The 12814-nt window shown below is 61.5% G+C and carries 16 protein-coding genes; 14 read left to right on the top strand and 2 right to left on the bottom strand.

Annotation, left to right across the window (positions count from 1 at the left end; translation table 11 throughout):
- Nucleotides 1-27: 27 nt before the first annotated feature.
- Complete coding sequence (locus tag AC1DLV_RS09110) at nucleotides 28-1602, bottom strand: trimethylamine methyltransferase family protein (RefSeq protein ID WP_476799219.1); 1575 nt, start codon at nucleotides 1600-1602, stop codon at nucleotides 28-30.
- 250 nt (nucleotides 1603-1852) lie between these two features.
- Between AC1DLV_RS09110 and AC1DLV_RS09105 the strand changes: the two genes are divergently transcribed.
- Nucleotides 1853-2551 (top strand): corrinoid protein, encoded by a 699-nt coding sequence (locus AC1DLV_RS09105; RefSeq protein WP_476786156.1) that lies wholly within the window; start codon nucleotides 1853-1855, stop codon nucleotides 2549-2551.
- A gap of 56 nt (nucleotides 2552-2607) precedes the next feature.
- Here the strand turns inward: AC1DLV_RS09105 and AC1DLV_RS09100 are convergent, their stop codons facing one another.
- Nucleotides 2608-2745: an entericidin EcnAB gene (locus AC1DLV_RS09100; RefSeq protein ID WP_476799218.1), complete on the bottom strand. Its 138-nt coding sequence runs from the start codon at nucleotides 2743-2745 to the stop codon at nucleotides 2608-2610.
- 69 nt (nucleotides 2746-2814) lie between these two features.
- Here AC1DLV_RS09100 and AC1DLV_RS09095 point away from each other — a divergent pair, with 69 nt between their 5' ends.
- The 13 genes from AC1DLV_RS09095 (at nucleotide 2815) to AC1DLV_RS09035 (ending at nucleotide 12801) form a co-directional block, all read left to right on the top strand.
- Nucleotides 2815-3462: a DUF1638 domain-containing protein gene (locus tag AC1DLV_RS09095; protein ID WP_476799217.1), complete on the top strand. Its 648-nt coding sequence runs from the start codon at nucleotides 2815-2817 to the stop codon at nucleotides 3460-3462.
- A gap of 37 nt (nucleotides 3463-3499) precedes the next feature.
- Nucleotides 3500-4075, top strand: coding sequence for a DUF4893 domain-containing protein (locus tag AC1DLV_RS09090; protein WP_476799216.1), 576 nt, complete (start codon nucleotides 3500-3502; stop codon nucleotides 4073-4075).
- 128 nt (nucleotides 4076-4203) lie between these two features.
- Nucleotides 4204-4863, top strand: coding sequence for an exopolysaccharide biosynthesis protein (locus AC1DLV_RS09085; RefSeq protein WP_476799215.1), 660 nt, complete (start codon nucleotides 4204-4206; stop codon nucleotides 4861-4863).
- Nucleotides 4864-4868: 5 nt separating this feature from the next.
- The gene (locus AC1DLV_RS09080) at nucleotides 4869-5636 is read left to right on the top strand and encodes a formyl transferase (protein ID WP_476799214.1); all 768 of its coding nucleotides are present in this window, start codon (nucleotides 4869-4871) and stop codon (nucleotides 5634-5636) included.
- A gap of 136 nt (nucleotides 5637-5772) precedes the next feature.
- Complete coding sequence (locus AC1DLV_RS09075; protein WP_476799255.1) at nucleotides 5773-6075, top strand: virulence factor; 303 nt, start codon at nucleotides 5773-5775, stop codon at nucleotides 6073-6075.
- Nucleotides 6068-6652 carry a methylenetetrahydrofolate reductase C-terminal domain-containing protein gene (locus AC1DLV_RS09070; RefSeq protein ID WP_476799213.1) on the top strand — a complete coding sequence of 195 codons (585 nt, stop codon included), beginning with the start codon at nucleotides 6068-6070 and terminating at the stop codon, nucleotides 6650-6652. Before AC1DLV_RS09075 ends, AC1DLV_RS09070 begins: the two co-directional genes overlap by 8 nt.
- Nucleotides 6649-7749 carry a methylenetetrahydrofolate reductase gene (locus tag AC1DLV_RS09065; protein ID WP_476788301.1) on the top strand — a complete coding sequence of 367 codons (1101 nt, stop codon included), beginning with the start codon at nucleotides 6649-6651 and terminating at the stop codon, nucleotides 7747-7749. The genes AC1DLV_RS09070 and AC1DLV_RS09065 overlap by 4 nt, the downstream gene beginning before the upstream one ends.
- A 76-nt stretch (nucleotides 7750-7825) precedes the next feature.
- Complete coding sequence (locus tag AC1DLV_RS09060) at nucleotides 7826-8794, top strand: methyltetrahydrofolate cobalamin methyltransferase (RefSeq protein WP_476799212.1); 969 nt, start codon at nucleotides 7826-7828, stop codon at nucleotides 8792-8794.
- Between the two features lie 227 nt (nucleotides 8795-9021).
- Nucleotides 9022-11127 (top strand): ASKHA domain-containing protein, encoded by a 2106-nt coding sequence (locus AC1DLV_RS09055; RefSeq protein WP_476836153.1) that lies wholly within the window; start codon nucleotides 9022-9024, stop codon nucleotides 11125-11127.
- 325 nt (nucleotides 11128-11452) lie between these two features.
- Nucleotides 11453-11635: a hypothetical protein gene (locus AC1DLV_RS09050; protein ID WP_476799211.1), complete on the top strand. Its 183-nt coding sequence runs from the start codon at nucleotides 11453-11455 to the stop codon at nucleotides 11633-11635.
- A 155-nt stretch (nucleotides 11636-11790) separates the two neighbouring features.
- Nucleotides 11791-12096, top strand: a complete 306-nt coding sequence (locus tag AC1DLV_RS09045; protein WP_476799210.1) for a hypothetical protein — start codon at nucleotides 11791-11793, stop codon at nucleotides 12094-12096.
- 147 nt (nucleotides 12097-12243) lie between these two features.
- A complete protein-coding gene (locus AC1DLV_RS09040; protein ID WP_476799209.1) occupies nucleotides 12244-12426 on the top strand; it encodes a hypothetical protein in 183 nt (60 codons plus the stop codon).
- A 78-nt stretch (nucleotides 12427-12504) separates the two neighbouring features.
- On the top strand, nucleotides 12505-12801 hold the full coding sequence (locus AC1DLV_RS09035; RefSeq protein ID WP_476799208.1) for a DUF1330 domain-containing protein: 297 nt from the start codon (nucleotides 12505-12507) through the stop codon (nucleotides 12799-12801).
- Nucleotides 12802-12814 lie beyond the last annotated feature (13 nt).

Genomic DNA, 12814 nt, shown 5'->3' with positions numbered 1-12814 from the left:
TTTAGCCCCGCCTGAATCGGGCTCCTTTCACGTGAAAGCGTCGGGCATCGACGCCTTCTTCGCGGCAATGAAGTCCTTGAGCGCGTCATCGATGCTTGGGTCGAGATACGGCGCTTCGTAGCTTTCGAGCCAGCGACGGGCGAGTTCGTTAGCGCGCTGAGGTGCCGTCTTTTGGCCCTCGGCCAGCCACTGCTCGTAGGAATTGTTGTCGGCAATGCTGGAGCGGTAGAACGCCGTCTGGAAGTTCGCCTGGGTGTGGTCGCAGCCGAGATAGTGGCTGCCGGGCCCGACCTGACGAATGGCGTCCATCGCCTGGCCGTTTTCCGACAGGTCTACGCCTTCGGAAAACCGCTGCGTCATGCCGAGCTGGTCGATGTCCATCATGAATTTTTCGTAGCAGGAGGCGAGACCGCCTTCGAGCCAGCCGGCCGAGTGCAGCACAAAATTGGTGCCGGCCAGGATGGTCGAATTCAGCGTGTTGGCGCTTTCATAGGCCGCCTGGGCATCTGGAACCTTGGACGCGCAGAGCGATCCGCCTGTACGAAACGGCAGGCCGAGGCGGCGGGCAAGTTGTGCCGCACCATAAGAAACAAGCGATGGCTCCGGCGTGCCGAAGGTCGGTGCGCCTGACTGCATCGAGATCGACGAGGCGAAGGTGCCAAACAGCACCGGCGCGCCCGGGCGGATCAGCTGGGTGAAGGAAGCGCCGGCCAGAACCTCGGCCAGAACCTGGGTCAGCGTGCCGGCAACCGTCACCGGGCTCATCGCACCGGCAAGGATGAACGGCGTGACGATGCAGGCCTGGTTGTGTCGGGCGTAGACCTTGAGCGCGCCCAGCATGGTCTCGTCGAAGACCATCGGCGAGTTGGCATTGATCAGGCTGGTTAGCACCGTGTTGTTTTCGACGAAATCGTCGCCGAAGACGATCTTGGCCATGGCGATGGTGTCTTCCGCGCGCTCCGGTGCGGTCACCGAGCCCATGAACGGCTTGTCGGAATATTTGATGTGCGCATAGATCATGTCGAGGTGGCGCTTGTTCACCGGCACGTCGACCGGCTCGCAAACCGTGCCGCCAGAATGGTGGATCGACGGCGCCATATAGGCGAGCTTCACGAAATTGCGGAAATCCTCGATCGTCGCGTAGCGGCGGTTGCCGTCCAGGTCACGCACGAAGGGCGGGCCATAGACCGGGGCGAACACAGTGGCGTTGCCGCCAATCTGAACCGAACGCTCGGGATTGCGGGCGTGCTGGGTGTAGATGGACGGTGCGGTCTTCAGCAGCGAGCGGCACAGACCCTTGGGGAAGTGCACGCGCTCGCCCTTGACGTCGCAACCGGCATCTCTCCACAGCTGCAGAGCTTCGGCGTCGTCGCGAAATTCGATGCCAATCTCCTCGAGCACGGTGTCGGCGTTTTGCTCGATGATCGCCAGCCCCTCCTCGTTGAGGACCTCATAAACGTTGATCTGGCGCTTGATGTAGGTGAGCTGGGTGCCGGGCCCACCGCCCGTACGCGCCGCGCGCCGTGCCGCAGCCCCGCCGCTTGCGCCACGCCCGCGCCGCGCATTCGACGCTTCCTGATCGGTCACGAGGTTTTCTGTCATCGCCGTCATCCCTGAAACACGTTTGGCTGCCTGTCGCAGCACCTCGTCGGATCGTAGTCATGCACCCTAGGCGAAACGGCTTGCCAGCGCCAACGCCTGTCGCAAAATCGACAAGCAGGTCGGCAAGTTATCAGTCGCTTTCGTTTTGCAGGAGGTCGCAAATCAGCTATGGATTTGTAGCACTTGCAAGCTAGGTATAGCGCAGTAGCCGCACGCTGAATTTCGGCGCTGCATGAGGGAGCCTCCAAAGATGTCCGACGACGAAATCATCCTGTCCGAGCTTTCCGACGACGAACTCGTGCAGCAGATGCACGACGACCTCTATGACGGACTCAAGGAAGAGATCGAAGAAGGCACCAACATCCTGCTTGAGCGCGGTTGGGTGCCCTACAAGGTGCTGACCGAGGCGCTTGTCGAGGGCATGCGCATCGTCGGCGAAGATTTCCGCGACGGCATCCTGTTCGTTCCCGAGGTGCTGCTTTCCGCCAACGCCATGAAGGCCGGCATGTTTATCCTGCGCCCGCTGCTTGCCGCCACCGGCGCGCCCAAGCAAGGCAAGATGGTGATCGGCACCGTCAAGGGCGACATCCATGACATCGGCAAGAACCTGGTGGGCATGATGATGGAAGGTGCTGGCTTCGACGTCATCGACCTTGGCATCAACAATCCGGTCGAAAAATATCTGGCAGCGATCGAGGAACACCAGCCCGACATCATCGGCATGTCAGCACTTCTGACGACGACCATGCCCTATATGAAGGTCGTCATCGACACGATGAAGGAAAAAGGCATTCGCGACGACTTTGTCGTGCTCGTCGGCGGCGCGCCGCTCAACGAAGAGTTCGGCAAGGCCGTGGGTGCGGACGCTTACTGCCGCGATGCGGCTGTGGCTGTCGAAACGGCCAAGGACTACATGAAGCGCAAGCACAATCTGCGCGCCTCGGCCTGAACGGAAAAAGCCGTGCCTGGCAGCACGGCTTTTTTGTCGGCGTTTGTGGATTTGGCTTATCGCCGAACCGTTTCTTCAACGGCGTTTGCGGTGCCTTTGACGTCCTTGCCGACGCCCCGAACGGTGTTGGCGCAGGCCGAGAGTGCAAGCACGCAAGCGATAGCGGCGATCGGTGCAAAACGTGACAGTTTCATAGGCGATATCTCCCTCATCATATTTGCAATATTTGCCTATCAGGAACGAAAACCGGCTAAACTGGTTCCATGAACGCCCCGCAAAAGCAAAAACACAGTCCAGGCGAGAAATTGCTGGTCATTGGCTGTGGCATGATTGCGCGCGAAGTACTGGCGGTAAAGCAACAGCTGGGGCTTGATCACCTCGAACTGACCTGCTTGCCGGCTGACTTTCACTTCCACCCCAATCGCATCGCGCCCGCCATGGACAAGGCGATCACCGAAGCAAAGGCGGAAGGTTACCGGCACATCTATGTCGGCTATGCCGATTGCGGCACCGGCGGTCTGCTCGACCGTGTCTGCGAGAAACACGGTGTCGAGCGCATGGCTGGGCCGCACTGCTTCGCCTTCTACCAGGGCGCTGCTGCCTATGCGGAAGTCGGCGAGGCCGACATGATGTCGTTTTACATGACCGACTTCCTGTGCCGCCAATTCGAGGCCTTCTTTATCAAGCCGCTCGGCCTCGACAGGCATCCCGAACTGGTGACTGATTATTTCGGCAACTACGAAAAGCTGATCTACCTCGCCCAGACAGATGACCCTGCCCTCGACAAGGTCGCCGAAGATGCGGCCAAGATGCTTGGCCTCGTCTATGAACGCCGCGCAACCGGTTATGGCGACCTGCCCCAGGCTCTTGCCAATGCCACGGCGGCTGCGGCAGATCATCAAAGCGCCTGATTCCTCCCCAGAGGTTCGGCCATAAGGGGAGGCAGTAATGGTTTTTCGCAACCTGATTCTGGCAGCAATTCTCACGGCATATGCTGGTGCTGCCCATGCCGACGGCGTGGTGCAGAAACTGATGACGCCAGCCGACAAGGCGCGGCTCGAAAAATACGAAACCACGCGCAAGGAAGCTCTTCAAGAGGCCAAGACCGGCTTGGCCCGCGAAGTCGCGGCCCTCGATGCGATCGTGGCGAAGCAGCCTTTGTCCTTCTCCGATTTCGACATGACAGGAAATTGGCAGTGCCGCACCATCAAGGCCGGCGGCATCGGCAATCTCGTCGTCTATGACTGGTTCAAGTGCAAGGTCACGGACGACGGCTCTGGCTGGATGCTCGAAAAGACGTCGGGCTCGCAGCGCACCAAGGGCCGCTTCTATACCGACAGCGACATTCGACTGATCTATCTCGGCTCGGGCTACGTTACCGGCGAGAAGCCTAAGGCCTATGGCAAAGGCCCCGAAACCGACCAGGTTGGCTATGGCTTCCGTAGCGGTCCGGCGGAATGGCGTATCGAATTCCCCGCCCCGCAATATGAATCCAAGCTGGATATCATCGAATTCCGCCGCTGATGTTGCATTCGACGCAAAGCGACATCACATTCGAACCTTCCGGGGTCATCAAGGATTAACCTGGCCGTCGCACACTGCGATGGGGACAGGCGCGCATGAAGACGTGCTGCAAGTGGGCTGAAGACTGTATGCAAAGGCAAGACAACGAACCCGACGCGATCGACATCGACGCTGCGCCGCAGCGCCGTCGCGGCCGCCGCCTCTCCGCGATCTTCGCCCAGATCGCCCGCGATGCCAAAGGCAGCATTTCGATCGGCGACATCCGCGATACGCTTGGCAAGCGCAGCTTTGCGCCGCTGCTGGTCCTGTTTGCCGCTTTCAACATGTTGCCGCTGCCACCGGGTGCCTCGGCCGTGCTTGGCCTGCCGCTCTTGATTGTGGCGGCACAGATGGCCTTCGGCAGCAATCGCGCTTGGCTGCCGGGTTTCATCACGCAGCGCTCGCTGTCGGCCGAGCAGTTCCGTTCCGTCACCGACTGGGTCATTCCCCGACTCATCCGCCTCGAAGAGGTGGTACGGCCGCGCTACTGGCCGTTCTGGCGCAAACGCGGTGACCGCGTGATCGGCATCATCGCGCTCATCTTGTCCGTCTCGATCACGCTGCCGATCCCCTTCGGCAACTGGCTGCCGGCCTTTGCAACGGCCCTGCTGGGTTTGGCGCTGTCTGAACGCGACGGCATCCTTTTTGCTGTGGGCAGCGTCGTGGGCGTGGCCTCCCTTGCTGTCGTCGGTTTGGTGGTCGGCGGTGCTGGCTTTGCCACGCACGCTTTCCTCGCTTGGCTGGGGTAGGCTAAATGGACCGCAGGCCGATCGTCTTCGTCACCGAAGGCGGCGAACATATCTGGGCCATCATCAACAGCCTGACCGACCGCTTCGGGCCGATATCGGTCGTTCTCGAAACGCCCTATTCCAAACGCGAACTTCTGGTGCGCCGCGCCAAGAAGCTTGGCTGGGTCTCCGTCGCCGGCCAATTGGGCACGATGGTTTTCATCCGCATCGCGAAACGGTTCCTGCACAGTGGCATCGAACGTCTGATTGCGGAGGAGAACCTCGATACCAAACCGCGTGGCGGCCAGGAGATCATTTCGATTTCTTCCGCCAATGGCCCCGAACTCGTGGAAACTGTCCGCGGGCTTGAGCCCGCTGTGGTATTCCTCGCCAGTTGCCGGCTTTTGTCGGCCAAAACGCTTGCCGCCATCCCCTGCCCGGTCATCAACTATCATTCCGGAATCAATCCGAAATATCGCGGCATGAACGGCGGATACTGGGCGCTTGCGACAGGCGACCGGGAGAATTTCGGCTCGACCGTGCATTTGGTCGACGCGGGCGTCGACACCGGCGCGGTACTGTATCAGTCCAGGGGAAAACCCGGCAAAGGCGACACCATCGCCAGCTATGCCATGCGCCAGGCAGCCTTCTCGCGCGACATTTGCGCCAGGGCCGTCGAAGACGCACTCGCCGGCCGACTGACGCCGTTCGACACCGGCCTGCCCTCCCGGCAGTGGTACCATCCAACCGTCTGGCAGTACCTCTGGACAGGCATCCGTCGCGGCGTCTGGTAGACGCCGACACCAACATCCCACTGCTATCTTTTGCGACATCGCACCGCGTCGCTTTTGAATGCGCGCGCGTCGTCCCATAACAAGCAGCATCCGCATGGTTGCGGCAAAGCTCAACGTGACTGAAAGCGAGACCGAAATGGCCGACCTGATCATCGTCTACTGGCGCGACATCCCTGCACAGGTCATCGTCAAGAAGGGCCGGCAGAACGCCAAGCGCGAATTGCCGCTGCGCTTCACCGAAGCGATCGACATGTGCGCCATGCGTACGGGTGCCGGCGACACCGACGCCTATCTGGCGGAGTGGCGCAAAGCCCCGCCGGTTCCGGTCAGCGACGACCTTGAAGCCGAAGCTGACAAGGCGATGGCCGAGATCGATGCGAATTTCACACGCGAGCGGCTGGTCGCTCTCGTCAAGGCAGGCGGCAAGGAAGATGGTTGATACCCAGCCGACAGTAACCCAGGCGACTTTGGTCAAGAAGGCCGCGCCCAAAAGCGACTACAAGCCAGCCGACGTGTCGCCGCAGCGTCGCGTCCAGCGCAGCTACACCGTGCGGCTGTGGTCGATACGTCATTCGCGCCTGCTCGAATGGTTCTACAGCAGGTTCGCCGACGCCTTTCTGATGCTGCACCCGCTGTGGAAGAAGATCGGCTATGGCCGCGTCGAAGCCCCGATCAAGTTTGTCGAAAAGCGCGTTAAGGGCCTGATGTTCGACTGCCGCATGTGCGGCCAGTGCGTGCTGTCCTCCACCGGCATGTCCTGCCCGATGAACTGCCCAAAGCAGTTGCGCAACGGCCCTTGCGGCGGTGTGCGCGCCAACGGCAATTGCGAGGTCGAGCCGGATATGCCCTGCGTCTGGGTCAAGGCCTGGGAAGGCTCGCGCAACATGGTCAAGGGCGACGCTATCCTCAACGTACAGAAACCGGTCGATCAGTCGCTGCGCGAAACCTCGGCCTGGCTCAGGGTAACGGCCCAAGCTGCGACCACGCGCGAAGCCGCCACGAAAGAAGTCGCATGACCCCGCCGCGCCCGCGCCAGCCTGACGAACACCCTGATGGTATAGACCTGCCGCTTGATCGCCTGCCCGGCCATTCGTCGCGCGGCCGCCTCGAGCGCGTGCTGCGCCGGGGCGAATTCGCTGTCACCACCGAACTTAATCCGCCCGACAGCGCCGATCCCGAAGACGTCTACAACCGCGCCAAGATCTTCGATGGCTGGGTCGACGGCATCAATGCGGTCGATGCTTCAGGCGCCAACTGCCACATGTCCTCCGTCGGCATTTGCGCCCTGCTCACCCGCATGGGCTACGCGCCGATCATGCAGATCGCCTGCCGCGACAAGAACCGTATCGCCATCCAGGGCGACGTTCTCGGTGCCGCTGCCATGGGTGTCGCCAACATCCTGTGCCTCACAGGCGACGGTGTGCAGGCTGGCGACCAGCCCGGCGCGAAGCCGGTGTTCGATCTCGATTCGATGTCGCTGCTCGAAACCGTTCGCATCATGCGCGACAACGGCAAGTTCTTGTCGGGCCGCAAGCTGACCACGCCGCCGCAGCTTTTCCTTGGAGCCGCGGTCAACCCCTTCGCCCCGCCCTATGATTTCAGGCCTGTCCATATGGGCAAGAAGATCGCCGCCGGCGCGCAGTTCGTTCAGAGCCAGTACTGCTTCGACGTGCCGATGTTCCGTACCTTCATGAACCAGGTGCGCGATCTCGGCTATGACGAGAAGTGCTTCATCCTGGTTGGCGTCGGACCGCTGGCTTCGGCCAAGACCGCCAAATGGATCCGAGCCAACGTGCCGGGCATCCACATCCCTGATGCAATCATCAAGCGCCTGGAAGGCGCCCAGGACCAGAAGAAGGAAGGCAAGCAGCTCTGCATCGACATCATCAACGAGGTCAAGGAGATCGCTGGCGTGTCGGGCGTTCACGTGATGGCCTACCGGCAGGAGGAATATGTTGCCGAGATCGTCGATGAATCGGGCGTTCTGAAAGGCCGTCGCCCATGGAAGCGCGAGGCCCGTGCCGACGACCAGCGTGTCGCCGAGCGGCTTGAGCACATCCTGCACGACGACGTCACCGAATCGCAGGTCGACATGGTGAAGACCGCGCACTGACAGGCAGGCGCGGCCGCCGCGCTTGAACGAAACCAAACAACGATATAAAGAAATCTTTATATCCTACGGAGGATTCATGACCCGCACCATCGTCGCCTCGGCGACCCGTGAAATCGTCATCGGTTTCGATCAGCCTTTCTGCGTCATTGGCGAGCGCATCAATCCGACCGGCCGCAAGAAGCTGGCCGCCGAGATGATCGCCGGCAATTTCGAGACGGTCATCAAGGACGCGCTGGAGCAGGCTGCCTGCGGCGCCACCATGCTCGACATCAATGCCGGCGTCACGTCGGTCAACCCGAACGAGACCGAGCCGGGCCTGCTGGTGCAGACGCTGGAGATCGTCCAGAACCTGGTCGATCTGCCGCTCGCCATCGACAGCTCGGTGTCGGCTGCGATCGAGGCCGCATTGAAGGTCGCCAAGGGCCGCCCGCTCGTCAACTCCGTGACCGGCGAGGAAGAGAAGCTTGAAGCCATCCTGCCGCTGATCAAGAAATACAACGTGCCGGTTGTTGCCATCTCCAATGACGAGACCGGCATTTCAATGGATCCCGACGTGCGCTTTGCGGTCGCCAAGAAGATCGTCGAGCGCTGCGCCGATTTCGGCATTCCCGCCCATGACGTCGTCGTCGACCCGCTGGTGATGCCGATCGGCGCACTCGGCGATGCCGGCCGCCAGGTCTTTGCGCTGCTGCGCCGCCTGCGCGAGGAACTCAAGGTCAACACCACCTGCGGCCTGTCCAACATCTCCTTTGGCCTGCCGCACCGCCACGGCATCAATGCCGGCTTCATTCCGATGGTTATCGGTGCTGGCATGACGAGCGCGATCATGAACCCAGTGCGGCCGCAGGAGATGGAAGCAGTCCGCGCCGCCAACGTGCTCAACGGCACCGACCCCAACTGCACCAACTGGATCAAGACCTACAAGGACTACAAGCCTTCCGAAGGCGGGCACGCTGTAGCGGCTCCGGTTGCCGTCAACGCCCCCGGAGACGGCAATGGTGGTCGCCGCCGCGGTGGCCGCGAAGCCCGGATGGCAAAGGGATGATCGGATAAGACTGTGCCCTACGTTGCCCCCCATTCTCCTGCAGGACATCTCCCCCACAAGGGTGGAGACAAGCCGGCAGCTGCGCCGTCGTTTCTCCTGAAACGTCTGCGATCGATGCGGGGCGACGACGAAGTCCAATCTCCTCCCTTGGGGGGGAGATGTCCGGCAGGACAGAGGGGGGCGCCATCGAGCAGTGGCGCCGAATGCATTTCGGAAAGCAGCATGCGATGAACTCTCCCGCCAACATCACCGATCCGCTGGTCCTGTTCATGCCCTCGGGCAAGCGCGGAAGGTTCCCGGTGGGAACACCTCTTCTTGATGCAGCGCGAACGCTCGGCGTCTATGTCGAAAGCGTGTGCGGTGGACGCGCCACCTGCGGCCGTTGTCAGATCGAGGTGCAGGAAGGCAATTTCGCCAAGCACAAGATCGTCTCGTCCAACGACCACATCTCGCCCAAGGGGCCAAAGGAAGAGCGCTACGAGCGCGTGCGCGGCCTGCCTGACGGGCGCCGCCTTTCATGCTCGGCGACAATCCAGGGCGACCTTGTTGTCGACGTGCCGCAAGACACAGTCATCAACGCACAAGTCGTGCGCAAGGCAGCCACCGACCGCGTCATCGAGCGCAACGCCGCCGTCCAACTCTGCTATGTCGAGCTGGAAGAACCCGACATGCACAAGCCGCTCGGCGACCTCGACCGCCTGAAGGTAGCGCTCGAAAAGGACTGGGGCTGGAAAGACCTGCTGGTCGCGCCCCATCTCATCGCCCAGGTCCAGAAAATCCTGCGCACCAAGCTGCCCGACCAACCGGAAGTCACTCCGGGCAAATGGGGCGTGACTGCCGTGGTCCACCGCGACATGGATTCCTCGCGCCCCTTCATCATCGGCCTTTATCCAGGGCTGAAGAACGAGGCCTACGGCATCGCTTGCGACATCGGTTCGACCACGATTGCCATGCATCTGGTATCGCTTCTGTCGGGCCGCATTGCCGCATCCTCGGGCACGTCGAACCCGCAGATCCGCTTCGGCGAAGATCTGATGAGCCGCGTGTCCTATGTGATGATGAACCCGGACGGCCGCGAGGCCATGACCAAGGCCGTGCGCGAAGCGGTGAACGGGCTGATTGGCAAGGTCTGCGAAGAGGGCCAGGCCCATCGCGAAGACATTTTCGACTGCGTCTTCGTCGCCAACCCGATCATGCACCATTTGTTCCTTGGCATCGACCCGACCGAACTCGGCCAGGCCCCCTTTGCGCTTGCCGTATCGGGCGCGCTGCAGTTCTGGGCGCATGAGATCGACATCGAGGTCAATCGCGGGGCGCGTCTCTACACGCTGCCTTGCATCGCTGGCCACGTCGGCGCCGACGCCGCCGGTGCCACGCTGTCTGAAGGCCCCTATCGCCAGGACAAGATGATGCTGCTTGTCGATGTCGGTACCAATGCCGAGATCATCCTCGGCAACAGCACGCGTGTCGTCGCCGCATCCTCCCCCACTGGCCCTGCCTTCGAAGGTGCTGAAATCTCATCGGGCCAGCGCGCCGCACCCGGTGCCATCGAGCGCGTGCGTATCGATCCCGAAACCCTGGAACCGAAATACCGCGTCATCGGCACCGACAAATGGTCGGACGAAGAAGGCTTCGACGAAGCCTCGTGGACCACCGGCGTCACCGGCATTTGCGGCTCGGCCATCATCGAGGTAGTGGCCGAGATGTATCTCTCCGGCATCATCACCGAAGACGGCGTCATCGACGGCGCGCTGATGGAGAAGAGCCCGCGCATCATCCAGAACGGCCGCACCTTCTCTTACCTTCTGCGTGAAGGCCGCCAGGGCGAGCCGCGCATCACCGTCACCCAAAACGACGTCCGTGCCATCCAGCTTGCCAAGGCAGCCCTTTATGCGGGCGTGAAGCTCCTGATGGAAAAGCAAGGCGTCGAAACTGTCGACACGATCCGCTTCGCTGGCGCCTTCGGCTCGTTCATCGATCCGAAATACGCGATGGTGCTCGGCCTGATCCCCGATTGCGATCTCGACGAGGTTAAGGCTGTCGGCAATGCGGCCGGCACCGGCGCGCTGATGGCGCTGCTCAATCGCAACCATCGCCGCGAGATCGAACAGGAAGTCGGCCGTATCGAAAAGATCGAGACCGCGCTCGAACCGCATTTCCAGCAGCTGTTCATCGACGCCATGGCGCTGCCCAACAAGGTCGACCCGTTCCCGAAGCTGTCGGCTGTCGTCAAGCTGCCGCCGCGCAAGGCAATCAGCGTTGACGGCGACGCCGACGCCTCTCCACGCCGCCGCTCACGCGAGGAGCGCTCCGCGCGCCGCTCCCGCGACTAACCGGACCATTGCGGAATTGACGCGTCGGCGAGGCATTCCGTGCCTCGCCGACGCGCTTTTGTGTTAGAATGCCCGTATCGGGTGTGTTTCCATTGCGCAACCATTCCGCCGCAAGTCGCTGCTGAAGCGAAATCGATACGAAACAATCCCGAACTAGTTTCCGCTTGTCAGCCGCCGCTGGAGGTTCACCTCTGCGTTGGTAGCCGTGCATGGCCTCGAAAATCAGGACTGATTTTTGGAAAGGATCAAGCACCGATTCAAAGCACCGCAGCAATCACTGCCGGTCCCAAAGGACGCGTGACGCTGTGACGAACAGGAGACGACAATGTCGATCATGAGCACGATCGGCCGCTATGGTGCGGCTATCCAGAAGGCGCGTCGCGCATCGCAGTCGGAACGCATGCTGAACAGGCTGCCGCCTGAAATCCAAAAAGACATTGGCTGGCCTGCGCCTGAGCACGGACGGCGACGTCCGATGACCTCGATCCTCATGTCGCCTGACCGCTGACTGCAACGAATGTTTCAATTTCGCACGCCATCTGAAACAGAAAAATGCCTATGCGATATCAAACTGAAACATAAACGAGCGTAAACTTTTACCTGGCCGGTGGCGCATCCAGTCTCGCGTGGCGCTGCCGGCCCGTTACTCCTCAGGAGACGACCATGTCCATCATTGGCGAGTTCCATCAATTTGGTGCCGTGCTACGGCATGCCTGCCGCGACAGCCGTATCGAGAAAATGATGAACGGCCTGCCGCGCGAGTTGCAGGTCGAACTCGGCTGGATCGACGGGCCGGCGGCTCCGCATGGATCTGGCGCTCCGGCTCAACTCCACAAATATGGTCGCGTGGCGCTGCTGATCAACAAGCTGCCTCTCGACATCCAGATCGAACTCGGCTGGCCGGTCGGCCCTTTGGCTCCGGCAACAAACGTGATCGAGTTCGCCAGGCAGAAAGCGCGTTGCGCATGACCTTCGCCGAAAAGGTCCGCCTGCTCAGCTTTCGCCGACGCAGCGCCGGCCGGCCGGCCGCGGCCGACCGGCGCACGCGTTCACCCCTGATATGGGCGCCGCGCACCCGCTAAGTCTCAAAATCAGAGCAAAGTGACGGAAGGCCAGATGCCTCTCTTCGACGAGCTTGGGCGCATAGGCGCCCACTACCGGCAGGCGCGAAGCATGCGCCGGACGGCCCGCATCATGAATGCGCTGCCGCCTGAGATCCAACGCGACCTCGACTGGAACCCGCCGCCATCGCTCATGGTCAAAGTCTATCGCGCGATTGCCACTTCCGTGCGGCGCTAATCCAGGCCGTCACCGGCACTCCTCTCCACGCGAACTGAAGAGTATGATTTCCTGATCATTCTCACGGGGAGTTACGCCATGGCTGCCTATCTGATTGCAGACGTCGATGTGACCGACGCCGCCACCTTCGAGGAATACAAGCGCGAAGTGCCCGCCACCGAACAGCGGTACGGCGGACGATATCTCGGACGCGGTGGGCTAACCAAGGTGCTGGAAGGCGATTGGGAACCGCACCGCCTCGTCATCCTCGAGTTCCCTGATATGGGCTCGTTGATGGATTGGTACGGTTCGCCAGAATACAGCCGACTCAAGGCAATCCGAGAACGCTGCGCCAACACAAGGATCATCGTCTTGGAGGGCGTTGGCCCCGGTTAGGTCGCTGACGTGT

The organism is Aminobacter sp. 01T433 (genome assembly GCF_056398585.1).
Note: the sequence above shows the minus strand (reverse complement) of the source record. Positions and strands in the feature narration are given on the sequence as shown.